Consider the following 19450-nt stretch of genomic DNA (forward strand, 5'->3'; position numbering starts at 1 on the left):
GATGGGCGACCCGAGCATCCGCGAGCAGTTGGATGGCGTTCCCGACCGCCCCGGCGTCTACCTGTGGAAATCCGCCGAAGAGGTCCTCTATGTCGGTAAGGCCAAGTCGCTCCGCAAGCGGATGCGACAGTACGTCCTTGGCCAGGACGAGAGGGAGAAGGTCCCGCTCATGATGGAACAGGTGACCTCGTTCGACTACTTCGTGACCGACACCGAGGTCGAGTCGCTAATCCTCGAGAAGAACCTCATCCGGCAGTTCGGGCCGCCCTTCAATGTCGACTACCGCGATGACAAGTCGTACCCGTTCATCGCGCTGACCACGGGCGACCCCTTCCCGGCGATCAAGTTCACGCGCGAGAAGCACCGTGCGGGTGTGCGCTACTTCGGCCCCTACACCGACGCGCGGGCCGCGCGCGAGACCGTCGAGGTCGTCCGTCGGATCTATCCGATCTGCAGTGCGCAGTGCGTGGAGTGGAAGCGTGTCAACGCGCGGGGAGGGGAGCCCAGCGACAAGGCGTGCTTTGACTACGGGGTCGGCAAGGGGCCGGGCCCGTGTGTCGGGGCATGCACATTCGAGGAGTACGCGGAGAGTGTCGCGCACGTTGTCGCGTTCCTGCAGGGCAAGCGCGCGGGCGTGGCCGAGGAGCTCGAGACCGCAATGCGCGAGGCGGCGGCCGACCTCGACTTCGAGCGTGCTGCGCGCAACCGCAACCGGCTCGATGCCGTGCGCGGTATCGAACACAGGCAGAAGGTCGTGTCCAGCCGGCCGCTCGACATGGACGTGATAGGCGTGTGGCGCGAAGAGACGATCGCAGGGGTGCACCTCTTCGTGGTGCGCGAAGGTCGCGTGCTCATCGGCAACGAGTTCGTGCTCGACAAGGGCCTCGACGTGCCGCTTCCCGAGCTCGTCGAGGGCTTCTTGCTGCGCTACTACGATGATGCGTCCCACGTGCCGCACGAGGTGATAGTCCCCGAGCTGCCGCCCCGACCCGCCGTCGCCGAGGAGTGGCTAGGCTCGGTGCGTGGCGGCAGGGTGCATCTTCGCGTGCCCCAGCGTGGCGAGAAGCGCGATCTCGCACAGCTCGCGGAGACCAACGCCCGCCACACGCTCATGCGCTTCAAGGTGCGAACCCGCTACGACGAGGAACGCATCAACGCGGCACTCCTCCAGCTCGAAAGCGCACTTGCGCTGCCTGTGCCGCCGCTTCGCATCGAGTGTTACGACATCTCGACACTGCACGGCCGCCACTCGGTGGGCTCGATGGTGGTGTTCGCGGGCGGTCGCCCGGAACCGTCGCAGTACCGGCGATTCCGCGTCCGGATGGACACGCCGGAAGCCAACGACGTCGCGATGATGCGCGAGGTGCTTCTGCGCAGGTTCGCACCCGAGCGCATGGGTGACGGCCGCTTCGGCTCCCGGCCGAACCTCGTGATCGTGGACGGCGGGAAACCGCAGCTCTCCTCGGCGGTTGCCGCGCTCGCCGAATCCGGCGTCGGCGACATCCCCGTGGTCGGGCTGGCCAAGCGCGAAGAGGAGCTGTTCGTTCCCGGATGGGACGAGCCGGTCGTGCTTCCGGCGGGTTCTGCGTCGCTCTTCCTCGTGAAGCGCGTGCGCGACGAGGCACACCGCTTCGCGATCACCTACCACCGCGAGCTCCGGGGCAAAGCCATGACCGCTTCGGTGCTCGACGACATCCCCGGCATCGGGCCAAAGCGCAAGAAGGCCTTGCTCGCCGCGTTCGGATCGGTGAAACGCCTGCGTGAGGCGTCAGTGACCGAGATTGCCTCCGTTCGCGGAATCCCCCGCGAACTCGCCGAGGAGATCGCAGCGGTTGTGAGACAATCCGGGAGAACGGCGGGGGACGCAGAAGCCGGTGTGGACGGCGACGGCTGACGGTCTGTCAGGGGGCAACATGGCGCGTGCCAACGTGGCGGCATGGGAAGAGCTCGACAACATCGACTACTTCCTCGAACACCTCGCCCGGGCGGTGGAGCGCGGCGATGTTGCGCGCGAGTCCTACGACCGGCTCGCGCCCCGGTACCTTCAGCGTCGCCAGGACCTGGTCGAGATCATCCAGGGGCCAACCACGCAAGTGGCGGAGGAGCCGCCGGCCGCGCAGCCCGCATACGTGCGGGGTCAGCCTGCGGTGGAACCTGCCACGCAGCCGCCGCCGCGTACAACCGCCGCGCCGCACCCGTGGGACGCAAGGCCCACGATGCCCGCGGCAAGTTCTCGCGAACCTCTCAAGTGGACCACGGTACTCACGTTCACGGGCGCATTCCTCGTCATCATCGCAGCGGCGATCTTCGCGGTCGCGACCTGGGACCTGTACTCTGTCGTCTTCAAGCTGGTGTTCCTTGGCCTCCTGACAGCGGGCTTCTACGTCGCGGGCTCGCTCGTGCGGGAGCGGCTCGACCTGACCGGTGGAGGCATCGCGCTCACGGTCGTGGCCTCGGCCATGCTGCTGTTCGACGGCTGGATCGCCATCGATGGCTACAACATGCAGGGTGCGTGGCCGTGGGTCGGGTGGCTGCTCGTTTGCACGCTCGCGTACTGGTACACAGAGACCCGCATCGCCGGCAGCTTCTTCGGCGTGCTCGGCGCGACCGCGCAGATCGCATGGTGGTGGCTGCTCGGGCAAGGGCTCGGGTGGCAGGCTTCACCGCGGTTGGCGGGACTCGCGGTAGTGGCCCTGCTGTGGGCCGTCGCCTCGAGACTCGCGTACGACCGCAAACCCGTTGCGTCGCTGGCCACCGTGCTGCAATGGGCGTCACCGGTGCTGTTCGTGGGCGTGACGGTCGGGCTAGTGCTGGACTTCGCTCTTGGGGATGTCGGCTGGGTGCAGATAATCAGCGCTGTCGTCGCGGCTGCCGCGTCCACCATCGGAATCGACATGCTCAGGCTGCCCCGGGGACTCGGTTCACCGTTGCAGCTGGTGGTGTTCGTGGCCGTGCTCGGCGCCGCGATGCCGGGCGCCGAGGTCGGCCATGCCGTCGTGATGTTCGTCGCTGCCGTCGCATGGCTCGTCCACGAGGCGTATCGCGGAGGCTGGGGCTACGGCGCATTGGCGCTGCTCGCCGAAGCGTTCGGCTGGCTCCTGCTGGCGAGCCGTTTTGAGTGGGCGGCCGACGTCACGGTAGCGGTCCTCGGTCTCGTGGCGGTCTCTTGGGTGCTTGCCGGCGTCGTCATCCGCCGCCGGGCCCCGGCCAAGGAGCCCGGTGCGCTCGCGGGTGCTGAATCGCTGGAAGTCATCGCGACTGCCGGCGGCTGGCTGCTTCTCGCTGCAAGCTCGCTAGCGATGCCGTTCTCGCGCGAGGTCCTTCCTCTGGCAGCCGTTGACGTCGCCGCCCGGGATGTCGCCCTCCCAGGATTGATCTGTGCGCTGTGGTTCTCCGCCGCATTCCTCCGCCGACGTGAACCGGAGGGCATTCTCGCCACCGGTGTCGGTGTCGCCGCGTCGTTCTACCTGCTAGCGGCCGTATGCGCCTGGGTCGTACCCGATTGGCACAGCGCGCTGTACGCATCCGCCCTACTCGGTCTTGCCGCCGCCTGGCTGGCCTTGCGCGTGGTGACCGAGCGCTTCCTCGGCATGCCAAAGACGGTGTTCGGCGTGGCCCTGCGGGTCGCCACACTTGTGATCGTGTTTGCGGGCGTGATGGCTTCGGAGGTCTTCTTCGATGCTCGTGCGTGGCAGGTGGCCTTGTTGCTGGGTCTCGCCGGATTGATCTGGCTCGCCGACGCACTGACCTCCGAGGAACGCCCGGGTCTCATCGTCTCGGCGGCGTTGTTCGTTGCGTGCGCTACGGTTGCCGGATGGTGGCACTGGGACGCAGAGGCCGCGGGCATCGCAGGTGCCTCGACGGGCGCGGTCCTTGCGGCCGGTGGGTTGGCCGCGCGTTCGCGACGTGGCTGGAGGGACGCGTGGCCCTGGGGCGCGGCGCTTGCGGCCTTGGCGGCTGCGGCCTTCGCTGTCGGCGATGTCGGCTCGCTCGCTGCTGCTCTGGCACTCGCCGCGCTGGCGTGGGCGTTCGCATCATTGGCAACACCGATTCCCGAGGGGGCCTTCGGCGCTGCGATCCTTGGCTCACTTGCGCTGCTCTCCACCCTCGCGCACATCGACGGAGCTCCGTGGATCACCGTCGTCGCGCTTTCCTCGGCGTCCGCGACACTGCTGGTGCCGTCGGCGTTGCTGCGCGATGGCAAGCCGAGGCGGACGGCACGCGCCCTCGCGGTCGCGGGGCTTGCGCTCGCCCTCGTGCACGTGCTCGTAGGCCTTGCGTCGAAAGCGGGGGGTGCGACCGGTTGGGCCGACATCGGCGAGCAGGGGCTCGCGGCCGCGCTGTGCGTGCTCGGCGGCTACGTGACCGTCGGCTCGATGCTGCACGATCTGGAGCCCGGCATCTACGCGGGACCGGTCGCGGTCATCGCCGCCTACTGGGTCGAGCTCGGGGCCTTCGACCTGGATACGCTCGAGCTGTACACCACCGTGCCTGCCGTCTACGTTGCCGTCGCCGGCTACTGGTGGGCATCCAGGGATATCGGCCGGTCCGTTCCGGTGCTCACGGACATGATCTCGCCGGCGATCGGACTGATTCCGCCGTTACTGGCTGCGCTCGGGCCGACGACGCCACAGGATGCCGCCCGTCACGCGCTGTGGGTTGTCGCGCTGTCGCTCGCGTGGATCGGTGCAGGCGTGGGGCTCAGGGTGCGGGCGTACTTCCTGGGCGGTGTCGGTGCGTTGCTCTTCATCGCGTTCTGGCGTACGTGGGTCTACCTTATGAGCTTCTGGTGGCTCCTCCTTGGCATCATCGGTATCGCGATGCTTGTGGTTGCGCTGACGTGGGAGCGCCAGCAGATGATCGTGCGGACGACGTCCCGACGTGTCCAAGACGCGCTGTCGGACTGGCGATAGACTGCCTGAAACGACGGTCTCCGCTGGTATACTCGATAGCGCGTGACCGCTCGTCGAGACCCGGGAGGCGTGCATGAAGCTCGTCGTGAGACTGTTGCTGTCCAGCGCCGCGATCTTCGGCGTCGCGTACTTCTCTGGTGGCTCGCTTCTGCGGGTGGACGGTTGGGTCGCGGCGGCGTGGGCGGCGGTCGCACTCGGTCTCGTGAATCTCACGGTCAAGCCGGTCGTGCACGTCCTCGCGTTTCCCGCGACGATTCTGACGCTGGGTGTGTTCGCGCTTGTCATCAACGCGTTCATGCTCTACATCGTGGCGTGGATCGTTCCGGGTGTTGATACCAGCGGCTTCCTTGCCACCATGGTCGCAGCGCTGGTGATCTCGGTAGCAACGTCTGCACTCACGAAGCTCGTGGAAAGCGACGACGATCGGCGGTCACGATGACGGACACGTCCCCACAAAGCCCTGCCGAGGAGACCCCTCACCCTTCCGGCCCCGAACTCGTCGTGATCACGGGGATGTCAGGGGCGGGGCGAAGCGAGGCCATTCACACATTCGAGGACATCGGCTTCTTCTGCATCGATAACCTGCCGCCGTCCTTCTTCGGCCAGCTCGTGAACCTGACCGCTCTGCCCGGAAGCCGCATTCGCCGCATAGCTGTCGTCTGCGACTTGCGTGCGAAGTCGTTCTTTGACGAACTTGCGGGTGAGCTGGGGCGCCTGGAGGAAGGCGGTGTGCCGTTCCACCTGCTGTTCCTCGAGGCTGACGATGACGTGCTCGTACGCCGGTTCAGCGAGACGCGCCGCCGCCACCCGCTCTGCGAGGACGAGGGCGGTTCTGTCGCGGACGCGATACGCGCCGAACGTGCCGCCCTCGCGGAAGTCAGGCTTCGCGCGGACCTCATCATCGACACGAGCGACCTTGCCCCTCGCGACCTGCGCCGTCAGATCAAAGACCGCCTCTTCCTGGAGAATCTCGCGCCGTCGCTGGCTGTCACGGTCTCCTCGTTCGGCTTCAAGTACGGCGTCCCGATCGACGCCGACATCGTCATGGACGTCCGCTTCCTGCCGAATCCCTACTACGACCCCGAGCTTCGTCGACTGACCGGGCTCGACGATCCCGTGCGCGAGTTCGTGCTCGGGCGTGACGAGACCGCGGAGTTCACAGCCAAGTGGTTCGATCTGCTCTCGACGCTTGCCCCCGGCTACGTGATGGAAGGCAAGACGCACCTCTCGGTGGCCCTGGGATGTACCGGCGGCATGCATCGCAGCGTCGCACTTGCCGAGGAGACCGCCGCGTTCCTTGGCGGACTCGGGTTCCGCGTGGCGACCAGCCACCGGGATATCGGCAGGGACCGGGAGCGGAGGTGACCGTTGCGAAGGTGACAAGTGCCGTCGCCATCGGCGGAGGCACGGGTCTGCCGCTCGTCCTACGGTGTCTGGTCGAGCAGGGCTGCGAGACGACCGCCGTCGTGACGATGGCCGATGACGGCGGCTCGACCGGGACTCTCCGGCGCGAGTTCGGAATGCTGCCGCCGGGCGATGTCCGGAACTGCCTTGTAGCGATGGCCGAAGACGACGGGCTCCTCGGCCAGCTCTTCCAGTATCGATTCGAGCGGGGAGAGGGGCTCGAGGGCCACGCGGTTGGGAACTTGATCCTGGCGGCGCTCACCGAGATGTCGGGTGGATTCCCGGCTGCAATCGAGGCGGCGCAGCGGCTCCTTGGCACGCGTGGCCGTGTCCTGCCGAGCACGCTGGAAGACGTGCTGCTCACTGCGGTCGACGCGCATGGCGAGCCGGTGCGCGGACAGGCGCGCATAGCGGTCGGGAGGGGACCGATCGCCAACGTGACGAGCGAACCGGCCGACCCCGCAGCGTATCCTCCCGTCCTTGAGGCGGTTGAGCGTGCCGACATCATCGTGATCGGACCGGGAAGCCTGTTCACGAGTATCGTGCCGAATTTCCTGGTCTCCGGCCTCGCGGATGCCGTGTGTGCGTCGCGGGCCACGACGATTTACGTGTGCAATGTGGCCAACCAGCGGGGAGAGACCGCGGGCATGGATGCCGCAGACCACGTGCGCGCGCTTCTCGAGCATGGGCTTGAGGGTGCGATCGACGTCGTGCTCGTGGATGAACCGTGCGAGCAAGATGACCCGGCGGGGTCCGCGCTGGTGTGCGATGATAGTGCGGCCTCGGGGGACGTCGAGCACGTGCGGGCCGATGTGGCGATCCGCACGCGGATCGAGGACATGGGGCCTACGGTTCGCGTGACCGACCTGGCCGACGCCGAGAACCCGCTGCATCACGAGCGATCCAAGCTCTGCCGGGCGCTCAGAGAGGTCATCCAGGATGTCGTTCACGGCTGAGGTCAAAGAGGAGCTCTCGCGCATCGAGCCGCGTAGACAATGCTGCCTGAAAGCTGAGCTTGCGGCGCTGGTGCGTATCGAAGGCACGCTGCACATCTCCGGGAAGGAACGCTACCGGCTCGAGATCGCCACCGAGACCGCGCCCGTCGCCCGCAAGGCGATCAAGCTGCTGCACCGGCTATACGAGCTCAAGACCGAACTCACCGTCCGCCGGTCGGTCCTGCACAAGACGAACAACTACCTCATCACGGTGGTCAGCCAGTCGCGGCTTCCTCAGGCGCTCAACGAACTCGGCATCCTGGACGATGGACTGACCCTCACCTACGGCATACTGCCGCGTGTCGTGCGGCGCGACTGTTGCGCGATCGCGTATCTGCGTGGTGCGTTCCTTGGCGGAGGATTCGTCGCGGACCCGCACGGCGACTTCCATTTCGAGCTCACCGCGGAGTCCGAGCAGATGGCCGAGGACCTGGCGTCCCTTATGGAACGCTTTGAAATACCGGCCAAACTCACCCGTCGAAGGGGGCTCTTCACCGTCTATCTCAAGGGTGCGGAGCACATCGTGACGTTCCTCGCACTCGTTGGCGCACATCGCGCTTTGCTCAGGACAGAGGACGTACGGGTCATCAAGTCGATGCGCAATGACGTCAACCGGCTCGTGAATGCGGAAACGGCAAACCTGCAGAAAACGGCGGATGCGGCCATAGCGCAGGTTGAGGCGATTGAGTTGCTTGACGACGTGCGAGGTATCGACAACTTGCCTCCGGCACTGCAAGAATTGGCGCGACTCCGCTTGGAGAATCCGGATGTCAGCCTCCGTGAACTCGGTGAGCTGGCTGACCCTCCACTCTCGAAGTCGGCGGTATATCATAGGGTTCGTCGCATCGAGCAGCTCGCCTCCGACGCTGAGCAACAGGTGCGTGGTACCGGGAAGAAACAGCGGTCCGGCAAGCGCTGAGGGGAAGATGATGCGGCCACAAGGCCGCGACGAGGAGGGAGTCACACGTGGCGATCAAGGTTGGTATCAATGGGTTCGGTCGTATCGGGCGTCTCGTATTCCGCGCAGCCGAGGCAGACCCGGCTCTTGAAGTCGTGGCAGTCAACGACCTGACGGATGCCCGCACGCTGGCGCATCTCCTCAAGTACGATTCCGTGCACGGTCGCTTCGGGAACAGCGTGAAGGCCGAGGGTGACGGGTTCACCGTCGACGGACGCTTCGTGAAAGTGCTAGCCGAGCGCGATCCCGCTGCCTTGCCGTGGGGCGATCTCGGCGTCGACTTTGTGGTCGAGTCCACCGGCATCTTCACCGACGCGACCAAGGCACAGGCGCACCGTGACGCCGGTGCGAAGAAGGTTCTTATCTCGGCTCCTGCGAGCAACGAGGACATCACTATCGTCCTGGGTGTCAACGATGGGGACTACGATCCCGCCACGCATCACATCGTGAGCAACGCGTCTTGCACGACGAACTGCCTGGCGCCGTTCGCAAAGGTCCTTCATGACAATTTCGGGCTCAAGCAGGGTTTCATGAACACCATCCACAGCTACACGAACGACCAAAGCATTCTGGACCTTCCGCACAAGGACCTGCGTCGTGCCCGTGCGGCCGCGATGTCCATCATCCCGACGTCGACGGGTGCCGCGAAGGCCATCGGGCTCGTCATGCCCGAGATGAAGGGCCGCCTCGACGGCATGTCGATGCGGGTGCCGACCCCGGACGGCTCCGTGGTCGACCTCGTCGCCGAGCTTGAGACGACGGTGACCAAGGATCAGATCAACGCCGCGATGAAGGCTGCAGCCGAGGGTCCCATGAAGGGCTATCTCGAGTACTGCGAGGACCCGATCGTATCCGTCGACGTTGTCGGCAACCCGGCCTCGTCCGTCTTCGACTCGATGCAGACGATGGTCATGGGCGGCTCCGGGACTTTCGTGAAGTGCGTTTCCTGGTACGACAACGAGTGGGGCTACTCGAATCGCGTGATCGACCTTGCCAAACTGATGATGGCCTGAAGCGCGCAAAGTGATGCCACAACGGGCGTGTGGGGCTGACCGGGCCCGGCACGCCCGTTGTTGACACCACCTCGTCGATCGGAGGGATGCGATGTTCGAGAAGAAGACCGTCCGCGATGCCGATGTCCGCGGAAAGCATGTGCTCGTTCGGGTCGACTTCAACGTGCCGCTGAAAGAGGGCACCGTTATCGACGACACCCGTGTCCGCGCCGCCTTGCCGACGCTGCGCTATCTCGTCGACCGTGGAGCGCGCCCCATCATCGTCAGCCACCTCGGGCGTCCGAAGGGCGAGCCCGATCCGCAGTACTCGCTGCGTCCCGTCCGCAGGGTCTTGGCCCGACTCCTCGGCAGGAACGTTCACTTCATCGACCAGACCGTCGGTCCCGATGTGACGGAGGCTGTCGGGCGGATGGTCGACGGCGAACTCATCATGCTCGAGAACCTCCGCTTCAACCCGGGCGAGAAGACCAACGACCCCGGGTTCTCGAAGCAACTGGCTGATCTCGCGGACGTCTACGTCGATGACGCGTTCGGAGCGTGCCATCGCGCTCACGCCTCGACCGTGGGCGTGACGGAGTTTCTGCCCGCCTACGCGGGCATGTTGCTCGCGCGTGAGGTCGAGATGCTCACCGAGATGCTCACGCATCCGGACCGCCCGTTCGTGGCGATCCTTGGCGGATCCAAGGTGTCGGACAAGTTCGGGGTCATCGACCGGCTTCTGGAATGCGTGGACACTCTCATCGTCGGCGGCGGAATGTGCTTCACTCTCCTCGTCGCCGAGGGTCTTGAGGTCGGCACGTCGATCGTCGAAGACGAGTGGATCGAACCAGCCAAGGAGATGCTTACCAAGGCGAGCGAGCGCGGCGTAGACCTGCTTCTGCCGGTTGATTTCGTCATTGCCGATCAGATCGTCGAGGATGCCGAGACGAAGGTTGTCGGTAGGGAGGAGATTCCCGCCGGTATGATGGGTCTAGACATCGGGCCAACCTCGGTCGAGCTCTTCAAGGGGGCGATCTCGTCGGCCAAGACCGTCTTCTGGAACGGGCCGATGGGGGTGTTCGAGATGACACCGTTCGAGCAGGGCACGAAAGAGGTGGCTACCGCAGTTGCCCGCAACAACAGAGCGGCTTCTGTCGTAGGAGGAGGCGACTCGGTGGCCGCACTCAAGAAGTTCGGGCTAGAGGAGCGGGTGACCTTCGTCTCGACGGGCGGAGGCGCCTCCATGAAGTTGCTCGAGGGTTCTGAGCTGCCGGGTCTGGAGGCTCTGCTCGACCGGTAGAGGTTCCGCGACAGTCGGACAGGAAGGGAAGGTGCGACTCATGGCACGCCGACCGATGATCGCCGGCAACTGGAAGATGTACAAGACCTCGGGCGAGGGCGCGATTCTGGTGCAACAGCTCGAAGAGCGCACGTCCGGCATGTGGGATCGCGTGGACATCGTGGTCTGCCCGCCATTCACCGCTCTCAAGAGCATCTCGACAGTGATCGAGCTCGACCGTCTATCGTTCGGTCTGGGGGCGCAGAACGTCCACTGGGAAAACGAAGGCGCGTTTACGGGCGAGGTGTCCCCCCGGATGCTTGTCGAGTTGCGATGCGACTACGTCATCGTGGGTCACTCCGAACGGCGCGAGATGTTCGGCGAGACCGACGAGACGGTGAACAGGAAGGTGAAGGCGGTATTCGCGGCTGACATGGTGCCGATCATGTGTGTTGGGGAGGCTCTCGGCACTCGTGAGGCGGGTGACACCGACACGCACATACGCAGCCAGGTTCGCGCAGGGCTCGGGGGGCTCACGCAGGCGCAAGCGGAGAAGGTCGTGATCGCGTACGAGCCGATCTGGGCGATAGGCACGGGTCGCACGCCTACCCCGGAGGCAGCCAACGATGTCGCCCGCTCGATACGGGCTACGGTAGGGGCGCTGTTCGCTCCTCCGGCGGCGATGGCCCTTCGTGTTCTGTACGGCGGGTCGGTCAAGGCCGAGAACGCGGTGATGTTCCTGGCCGAGCCCGACATCGATGGTGCGCTCGTTGGCGGGGCTGCGCTCGACGCGGAGTCTTTCGCGGGTATCGTCCGCGCCGCGCTCTGATCGCGATGTCGCAGAACCTCCCCGCGCTTCTTGTCATCATGGACGGCTTCGGTCTGGCGGAAGCCGGTCCAAGCAATGCCATCAGTCTTGCACACACGCCTCGGCTGGACGAGTTGTTCGCGCGATACCCGACCTCGCGCTTGTGCGCGTCCGGTCTTGCCGTGGGCCTGCCGGAGGGGCAGATGGGCAACTCCGAGGTCGGGCATCTCAACATCGGTGCCGGCCGCGTGGTCTACCAGGAGCTGACGCGCATATGCCGCGCCATAGATGACGGCTCTATTCAGGACAACGAAGTCCTTGCCGAGGCTATCGATGCCGCTGTGGCCGCTGGAGGTGCGGTGCACCTGATGGGGCTGCTGTCGGACGGGGGAGTACACAGCCATCGAGACCATCTATACGCCCTAGTCCGAATGGCGAAGAGCCGGGGCGCCTCGCGCATCTTCATTCACTGTTTCCTGGACGGACGGGACGTGCCACCGCGTTCGGGGCTCGGATTCGTCCGGGACCTGCAGGTGTTTCTAGACGAGGTTGGCGTCGGTGCGATTGCGACGGTGATGGGCCGGTATTGGGCGATGGACCGCGACAATTGCTGGGAACGGGTTGAGAGGGCCTGGCGAGCAATGGTGGCAGGCCAGGGCCAGCCGTGCGCAGACGCTTGCGGCGGGGTTTCCGCGTCCTACTCCTCGGACGTCACCGACGAATTCGTGGAGCCCCTGGTAGTCACGCGCGCGGGAGTACCCGTGGCGCTCGTGGAAGACGGGGACAGCGTCGTGCTCTTCAACTTCCGGCCGGACCGCGCGCGAGAGATCACCCGGGCCTTCGTTGATGAAGCGTTCGATCGGTTTCCCCGACCGACTCGACCGAGTGTTCACTTCGTGTGCCTCACGGAATACGACCCGACGCTTCCCGTGGCGGTGGCGTTTCCGAAGGACATACCTTGCTGCGTGCTCGCCGACGTGCTCGCAGACGCGGGCCTCAGGCAGCTGCACATAGCGGAGACCGAGAAATACGCCCACGTCACGTTCTTCCTCAACGGGGGTCTTGAGACACCCAAGACGGGCGAAGAGCGGGTCTTGGTGCCCAGTCCGAAGGTGCCAACGTACGATCTACAGCCGGAGATGTCCGCACCGGAAGTCACGGCTCGTCTTGTCGAGGCGATCGAGGCGGACCGCGCCGACGTCTATGTCGTCAACTTCGCCAATTGCGACATGGTCGGGCATACCGGTGTGTTGTCGGCAGCGGTCGCAGCGGTTGAGACAGTCGACGATGCGGTTGGGAAGGTGGTCGATGCCATCCGGCGTGCAGGCGGAATCGCCATAGTCACCGCCGATCACGGCAACGCCGAGCGGATGGTCGCCGAGGACGGTTCAACGCCGTTCACGGCGCACACCCCTGCGGACGTGCCGGTGTGTGTCATCGCGGACGGTGTGCGCACGCTCGCTGACGGCGGGATTCTAGCTGACATATCGCCCACGCTCCTGTGCCTTCTTGGCATCCCGCAGCCTGACGAGTGGACGGGGCGCTCGCTCTTGCTATACTAGTGCGTCAGCTCGGCGGCTTGGATGGTCGCCTCAAGGTCAAAGGAGACATGCGGGTGAGCGCTCTTGTCGCAGTCATCATGGTCATCCATGTGATAGCTTCTGTCGGTCTTATCGCCTTCGTGCTACTACACTCGGGGAAGGGCACGGGGGTGTCCTCCATGTTCAGTGGAGTGATGCCCACGACCGCCAGTGGTACGGGCATCATCGAGAAGAACCTTGACCGGATCACCCTTGTTCTCGTGGGTGTGTTCACGGTGACGCTCCTTCTGCTGATGGTGCTCTACCGTCCTGGAGTGTAGAACGCGTCCATCATACGATGCTATGCATGGAGCGGCCCCGGACATACACCGGGGCCGCTTTGCGTTCCATGAGAAGCTCCATGTCCTGACTCCGTTGATGTTGTCATTCTATGCAAAGAGGGGGACACTAAATGTGTAGTCTGGAGAGGCGCCGCTACATATCCACGCCGCAAGGGTGCTGGTAGGCGTGCGTTCGCCTCACATGGCAAGTAGACCCGATTCTGGAGGGAGGGTGCGCTTTGACAGGCAAATTCCGCAAGTTGGTTATGGGTGTGCTCAGCACTGCAATGGTCCTCACACTGGTGGGGGCGACTGGGTGCACGGGAGGTGACAAGGACACGAGCGGCGATGCGGGCGATGATGTCCAGAAGGGTGGGACATTCGCCTTCTACATCAGCGAACCGCCGTTCATCGATCCGGTCAACCTCCAGGATTCCGAGGGCGTTCAGGTCGGACAGGCGGTGTTCGACAGTCTCGTGACGTTCGATTACCTGACCTCAGAGATCGCGCCGGCCGCAGCGGAAAGCTGGGAGCCGAACGAGGACGCCTCGGTGTGGACGTTCCATCTGGCCAAGGATGCCAAGTTCCACAATGGTGACCCTGTCACTGCCCAGGACTTCAAGTACGCATGGGAGCGCATCTGCGATCCGAAGAACGAGTCCGAGATCTCATATCACCTGGCCCCGGTAATGGGCTTTGACGAGATGCAGGACGGTACGGGGACCGATTTTCCGGGCGTCAAGGCAATTGATGAGACGACTCTCGAGGTGACGCTGAACTACGCGTTTGCCGACTTCGAGTATGTTGTCGGTCACCCGGCCCTGGCCCCGGTCCCGAAGAGCGCCGTCGAGGGTGGAGTTGAGTACAACGGTGCCACGGTCGACTATTCGGAAATGCCTATCGGCAACGGCCCCTTCAAGATGACGGAGCCCTGGAACCACGATCAGTACATCAAGGTTGCCAAGTTCGATGACTACTACGGCGATGAGCCCAACATCGATGGCGTCGACTTCAAGATCTTCACCGATCAGGACACCGCGTTCCTTGAGTTCCAGGCGGGAACCGTGGACTTCACGCAGATTCCCAGCGGCCAGATCCAGTCGACCATCGACCAGTACGGTGAGAGCGTCGACGGCTACAGCATGGAGCCGGGCAAGCAGACGGTCTTGGGCACCGAACTGGGTGTCTACTATCTGCTCATGAACAACATCGACGACACTTTCAAGGACCCGAAGATTCGCCAGGCGTTCTCGCTGGCGATCAACCGTCAGGCGATCTGCGATACGGTCTTCGAAGGCACGCGCGTTCCTGCAACGGGAATCGTTCCCGACGGCATCGTGGGCTTCCAGGACAACGCATGGAAGTACTCCGTGTACGATCCCGAGGAGGCCAAGACCATCCTCGCTGATGCCGGCTATCCGGACGGCAAGGGTCTGCCCAAGCTCAAGCTCGAGTACAACACGGGCTCTGGGCACGAGGACATCCTGCAGCTCGTGCAGAACGACCTCAAGGCGATCGGCGTCGAGTCCGAGCTGGTGGGCACGGAGTGGGCGCAGTACCTCGACAAGCTCGATCAGCACACCTACCAGGCAGGTCGTCTGGGATGGCAGGCTGACTATCCGATCATGGACAACTTCCTGAACCCGCTCTTCCTGAGCAGCAGCTCCGACAACTACGCGTCGTACAAGAACGCCGATGTCGATGCAAAGCTCGACGAGGCGCGCAAGACGACCGATGCGGACGCACGCATCGCGCTGTACCAGGAAATAGAGACCATAGTCGGCGACGAGGCGGCTTGCGCTCCGTTGATGTTCTACCGCCACACCCGCGTGGCATCTGACCGCGTCATGGACGGCGTGTTCAGCCCGATGAGCCTCTTCAACTTCGAGAAGGTATGGCTCAAGCAGGACGCGGGCGGTTCGGAAAGCTAGGACTTCGTATGATGACGTTTGTACCGGGACGCCAATGTGGCGTCCCGGTACGACGTACGCCTAGGCCCTTGAGCCCCGTATGACAAGATAGGATCCCATGCTCAAGTACATCCTGCGACGGGTGCTGCAGATGATCCCCGTGTTCATCGGGGTGACAATGCTTCTGTTCATTCTCCGGGCACCGGGAATACTGCCGGGAGATCCTGTTCGGATGATCACCGGCGAACGCGCGATTTCCGACACGCTCAGGCAGCAAATAGTCGACGAGTACGGTTTGGACAAACCGATTTGGCGGCAGTACACGATCTACCTGAACGACCTCGCGCACGGTGACCTAGGGGAGTCCTTCCAGAAGGGCCGGGAAGTCACGGACATCTTCCGTGACAAGTTTCCCAACACTATTCGGCTAGCGCTCGCCGCGATAATCGTCGAGATCATCATCGGCATCGGCGCTGGAATCATATCGGCTGTGAAGCAGTATTCATTCGCAGATGTCTTGGTCACCCTGTCTACGTCTATTCTCGTGTCGATGCCGGTCTTCTGGCTTGGCATGTTGCTCCAGCTATCCTTCGGGATCGTGCTCAAGCGCTGGACGGGAGATGCCTTCTACCTCCCGATATCAGGAATGGGCAATCCGCCCGATTTCGTTCACCTGATCTTGCCTTCGATAACGCTCGCCTCGGTCTCTGCGGCGTATGTCGCTCGCATCATGCGTAGCCAGATGCTTGAAGCGATGAGTCAGGACTACATCAGGACTGCCGAGGCAAAAGGACTCACCCGCAGTGCGGTCGTCTGGCGCCATGCGATGAAGAACGCGCTCATTCCGGTTGTGACCTTCATCGGTATCGATCTGGGCGTCATGATGAGCGGCGCGATCTTGACAGAGACCATCTTCAACTGGCCTGGCGTGGGGCGTGAGATATTCCTCGCTATCGGTCAGCGCGACTGGCCGGTTGTGATCGGTGGGGTCGTCGTTATCGTCATCGCTGTCATGTTCATCAATCTGCTCGTGGACCTGAGCTACGCGTGGCTCGACCCCCGGATTCGCTACGGAGGGGCTGCCGAATGAGCGACGAACACAGGCCACACAACCTTCCCGAGGATCGCAACATCCTTCGCGATGTCGAGGGACATCCAGTGGTCCCGCAGGGATCGCAGCTGCCCGTCCCGCCAGTGGACGCCTATGACGACCTCTCTGAGGCTGTACAGGGCGGGCGCACTCTGTGGGGCGATGCCCTCTACCGCCTTCGCAAGAACAAGCTCGCAATCGCGGGTCTTGTGTGGGTGATCTTCATTCTGCTGGTGACTCTGACCGCCGATGTGTGGGTCAAGCCGATCTTCGGCGACCCGCTGACTGTGAATACGCAGATCGGCGCGAACCTGCAGCCACCGTCAGTGGAACACCCCTTCGGAACCGACAAGCTCGGCCGCGATGTGTTCTCTCGCGTCGCATATGGCTCCCGCATCTCACTCACGGTCGGCATCATCGCCGTCTCGATCTCGGTGGTGATCGGGCTGATCATGGGTGCTCTCTCGGGCTACTACGGGGGGTTCACCGACGCCCTCGTGATGCGTACGGCGGACGTCTTCTTCGCGTTCCCGTACGTGCTCTTCGCCATCGCTCTCATCGCGGTGTTGGGGCCGAGCTACCGGAACGTGTTCATTGCGATAGGTATCCTTGGCTGGCCAAGCATCGCGCGTGTGTTCCGCAGCTCGATTCTCTCGGTGAAGGAGAACGAGTACATCGACGCTGCGCGTGCCATGGGCGCAGGCGACCTGAGGATCATGTCCCGGCACATCATGCCCAACGCGATAGCGCCCATCATCGTCTACGGCACTATGAGTATCGGCGGTGCGATCATCACCGAGGCTGCGCTGTCCTTCCTCGGCATGGGTGTTCAGCCGCCGACGCCGTCGTGGGGACTCATGCTCTCCGAGGCGCGGCCGCTTATGTTCCGCGCTCCGTGGATGATGATTTGGCCAGGTTTCGCGATTCTGACGACCGTTCTTGCTTTCGTGCTGATGGGCGACGGCCTGCGCGACGCTCTCGACGTGAAGATGAAGGACTGACCGATGCCCTCATTGCTCGAAGTCACCAATCTGAAGACCCATTTCTTCACGCGCGACGGTGTTGTCAAAGCCGTTGACGGGGTGAGCTTCTCGCTCGAGGAGAGCAAGACACTCGCGGTTGTCGGCGAATCCGGCTCCGGGAAGTCGGTCAATGCGCTGACTCTCATGCGGCTCATCCCGCAGCCGCCAGGCAAGATCGTTGACGGCGAGATCCGGTTCAAGGGCGAGAGCGTTCTGGCGATGGACGACGCGTCGGTCCGAGCGCTGCGCGGGAACCGGATCGCGATGATATTCCAGGACCCCATGACGTCGCTCAACCCGGTGTACCGGGTGGGGCGCCAGATCGGCGAGTCGCTTCAGCTCCACAAAGGCATGAATCGGAAAGAGGCTTTCGAGCGCGCGATCGAGCTGCTTGACACTGTCGGCATCCCGCAGGCTCGGCAGCGAGCGCGGGACTACCCGCACCAGTTCTCCGGGGGGATGCGCCAACGGGCGATGATCGCCATGGCACTCGCATGCGACCCGGATATCCTGATAGCCGATGAGCCAACCACCGCGCTCGACGTGACCATTCAGGCTCAGATTCTCGATCTCATGATAGAGCTCCAGCAACGCACGGGGACCGCCATCATCGTGATCACGCACGATCTCGGTGTCGTCGCGGACATGGCCGATGACGTCATGGTCATGTACGCAGGTAAACAGGTTGAGTACGGCCCGGCGGACGAGGTCTTCTACAAGCCGCTTCACCCCTACACATGGGGTCTGCTTGACAGCCTTCCCCGGCACGATATCGATGAGAAGGGCGACTTGTGCCCCATCAAGGGCCAGCCACCGAGCCTCATCAACGTGCCGAGCGGGTGCGCCTTCCACCCGCGTTGCCCCTACGCCAAGGAGATTTGCCGCACGACCACCCCGGAACTTCGGGCTATCGATCGCTCGCATGCGGCTGCGTGTCACTTCGCAGGCGACGGAGGCTTCGTGCGGGGCGACGTAGCATGCGCGGGGGTGAGCTCCTGATGTCGGAGTTGCTCACGGTCACAAACCTGTGCAAGTACTTTCCGGTGGAGCAGGGCGTTCTCAGTTCGCGCATCGGCAAGAAGGTCTACGCCGTCGACGATGTGAGTTTCGGGGTCAATGCGGGGGAGACACTCGGTCTCGTTGGCGAGTCCGGGTGTGGCAAGTCTACTACCGGGCGTTGCGTCATACGTCTTCTGGAGCCCACGCAGGGGTCGATCACATTTGCTGGTGATGATGTCCTGAAGATGCGCGGCGCCGCGTTGCGCGCGTACCGTCGTGACGTGCAGATCATCTTCCAGGACCCCTACGCCTCGCTCAACCCGCGCATGACCATCGGCGAGCTCGTCTCCGAGCCGCTTGTCGTTCACAAGATCGGCACCAACGGTGAGCGTCGTGCGCGAGTCGAGGAGTTGCTCGACACAGTCGGGCTCAACCCGGAACACATCAACCGCTATCCACATGAGTTCTCCGGCGGGCAGCGCCAGCGCATCGGTATCGCTCGCTCGCTCGCGCTTCAACCCAAGCTGATCGTATGCGATGAGCCCGTTTCGGCGCTGGACGTTTCCATCCAGGCGCAAGTCATCAACTTGCTCGACGACCTCCAGGACCGTCTCGGCCTGACGTACCTCTTCATCGCTCATGACCTGTCGGTCGTGCGACATATCTCTGATCGCGTGGCAGTCATGTACCTTGGCAAGATTGTGGAGATCGGGGACTGGAAGGAACTCTACGATGCGCCTAGCCACCCCTACACGCAGTCGCTGCTTTCGGCAGTTCCGGTACCCGATCCGGACAAGCAGCGCAAGCGCGAACGAATAATCCTCCAGGGAGATGTTCCAAGTCCGATCGATCCGCCGAGCGGGTGCCGCTTCCACACCCGTTGTCCGATTGCGCAATTCCCGACATGCTCGGAACGGGAACCGGAGCTTCGCGAGCTCGTGCCTGGTCACAGAGCCGCGTGCCACTTCGCGGAGCCGTTCCCGATCAGGAGCTCGCACCATCACGCCGTCGCAGCCCACACCCCCAAACCCCCCGCTGAGCAGGGGTAGGCAACGCTAGGACGTATTGCTATACTTGCCAACGCTGTCCCCCCGGGGACACCACATGTCCGAGTGGCGGAATGGCAGACGCGCTAGGTTGAGGGCCTAGTGTCCTTAGGGACGTGCGAGTTCAACTCTCGCCTCGGACACCATGAGTGAACAGCGGCTCTTCCCGAAAG

Annotated in this window: 16 protein-coding genes and 1 tRNA gene; all 17 read left to right on the forward strand. The window is 63.8% G+C overall.

Annotated features, from left to right (window positions below; translation table 11 throughout):
* Nucleotide 1: 1 nt before the first annotated feature.
* The 17 genes from uvrC (at nt 2) to Q8K99_09175 (ending at nt 19423) form a co-directional block, all read left to right on the forward strand.
* Nucleotides 2-1894, forward strand: coding sequence for an excinuclease ABC subunit UvrC (uvrC, locus tag Q8K99_09095; GenBank protein ID MDP2182709.1), 1893 nt, complete (start codon nt 2-4; stop codon nt 1892-1894).
* 19 nt (nt 1895-1913) lie between these two features.
* The gene (locus Q8K99_09100) at nt 1914-4913 is read left to right on the forward strand and encodes a hypothetical protein (protein ID MDP2182710.1); all 3000 of its coding nucleotides are present in this window, start codon (nt 1914-1916) and stop codon (nt 4911-4913) included.
* Nucleotides 4914-4986: 73 nt separating this feature from the next.
* On the forward strand, nt 4987-5352 hold the full coding sequence (locus tag Q8K99_09105) for a phage holin family protein (GenBank protein MDP2182711.1): 366 nt from the start codon (nt 4987-4989) through the stop codon (nt 5350-5352).
* Nucleotides 5349-6278: an RNase adapter RapZ gene (rapZ, locus tag Q8K99_09110; protein ID MDP2182712.1), complete on the forward strand. Its 930-nt coding sequence runs from the start codon at nt 5349-5351 to the stop codon at nt 6276-6278. The genes Q8K99_09105 and rapZ overlap by 4 nt, the downstream gene beginning before the upstream one ends.
* The gene (locus Q8K99_09115; protein ID MDP2182713.1) at nt 6275-7273 is read left to right on the forward strand and encodes a YvcK family protein; all 999 of its coding nucleotides are present in this window, start codon (nt 6275-6277) and stop codon (nt 7271-7273) included. Before rapZ ends, Q8K99_09115 begins: the two co-directional genes overlap by 4 nt.
* Entirely contained in the window at nt 7257-8231 is a 975-nt protein-coding gene (whiA, locus tag Q8K99_09120; protein ID MDP2182714.1) for a DNA-binding protein WhiA, read from the forward strand. The genes Q8K99_09115 and whiA overlap by 17 nt, the downstream gene beginning before the upstream one ends.
* A 47-nt stretch (nt 8232-8278) precedes the next feature.
* The gene (gene gap / locus Q8K99_09125) at nt 8279-9283 is read left to right on the forward strand and encodes a type I glyceraldehyde-3-phosphate dehydrogenase (protein MDP2182715.1); all 1005 of its coding nucleotides are present in this window, start codon (nt 8279-8281) and stop codon (nt 9281-9283) included.
* A gap of 91 nt (nt 9284-9374) precedes the next feature.
* On the forward strand, nt 9375-10562 hold the full coding sequence (locus Q8K99_09130) for a phosphoglycerate kinase (protein ID MDP2182716.1): 1188 nt from the start codon (nt 9375-9377) through the stop codon (nt 10560-10562).
* Between the two features lie 40 nt (nt 10563-10602).
* A complete protein-coding gene (gene tpiA, locus Q8K99_09135; protein MDP2182717.1) occupies nt 10603-11370 on the forward strand; it encodes a triose-phosphate isomerase in 768 nt (255 codons plus the stop codon).
* Nucleotides 11371-11375: 5 nt separating this feature from the next.
* The gene (gpmI, locus tag Q8K99_09140; GenBank protein ID MDP2182718.1) at nt 11376-12911 is read left to right on the forward strand and encodes a 2,3-bisphosphoglycerate-independent phosphoglycerate mutase; all 1536 of its coding nucleotides are present in this window, start codon (nt 11376-11378) and stop codon (nt 12909-12911) included.
* A gap of 53 nt (nt 12912-12964) precedes the next feature.
* Nucleotides 12965-13210, forward strand: coding sequence for a preprotein translocase subunit SecG (secG, locus tag Q8K99_09145; protein MDP2182719.1), 246 nt, complete (start codon nt 12965-12967; stop codon nt 13208-13210).
* A 239-nt stretch (nt 13211-13449) separates the two neighbouring features.
* Nucleotides 13450-15141, forward strand: a complete 1692-nt coding sequence (locus Q8K99_09150) for a peptide ABC transporter substrate-binding protein (protein ID MDP2182720.1) — start codon at nt 13450-13452, stop codon at nt 15139-15141.
* A 97-nt stretch (nt 15142-15238) separates the two neighbouring features.
* Complete coding sequence (locus Q8K99_09155; protein ID MDP2182721.1) at nt 15239-16210, forward strand: ABC transporter permease; 972 nt, start codon at nt 15239-15241, stop codon at nt 16208-16210.
* A complete protein-coding gene (locus Q8K99_09160; protein ID MDP2182722.1) occupies nt 16207-17211 on the forward strand; it encodes an ABC transporter permease in 1005 nt (334 codons plus the stop codon). Before Q8K99_09155 ends, Q8K99_09160 begins: the two co-directional genes overlap by 4 nt.
* Nucleotides 17212-17214: 3 nt before the next feature.
* Entirely contained in the window at nt 17215-18231 is a 1017-nt protein-coding gene (locus tag Q8K99_09165; GenBank protein MDP2182723.1) for an ABC transporter ATP-binding protein, read from the forward strand.
* Entirely contained in the window at nt 18231-19280 is a 1050-nt protein-coding gene (locus Q8K99_09170) for a dipeptide ABC transporter ATP-binding protein (protein ID MDP2182724.1), read from the forward strand. The genes Q8K99_09165 and Q8K99_09170 overlap by 1 nt, the downstream gene beginning before the upstream one ends.
* A gap of 57 nt (nt 19281-19337) precedes the next feature.
* Nucleotides 19338-19423, forward strand: a tRNA-Leu gene (locus Q8K99_09175).
* Nucleotides 19424-19450 lie beyond the last annotated feature (27 nt).

Source organism: Actinomycetota bacterium, assembly GCA_030682655.1.
In the GTDB taxonomy this organism is placed as follows: domain Bacteria; phylum Actinomycetota; class Coriobacteriia; order Anaerosomatales; family JAUXNU01; genus JAUXNU01.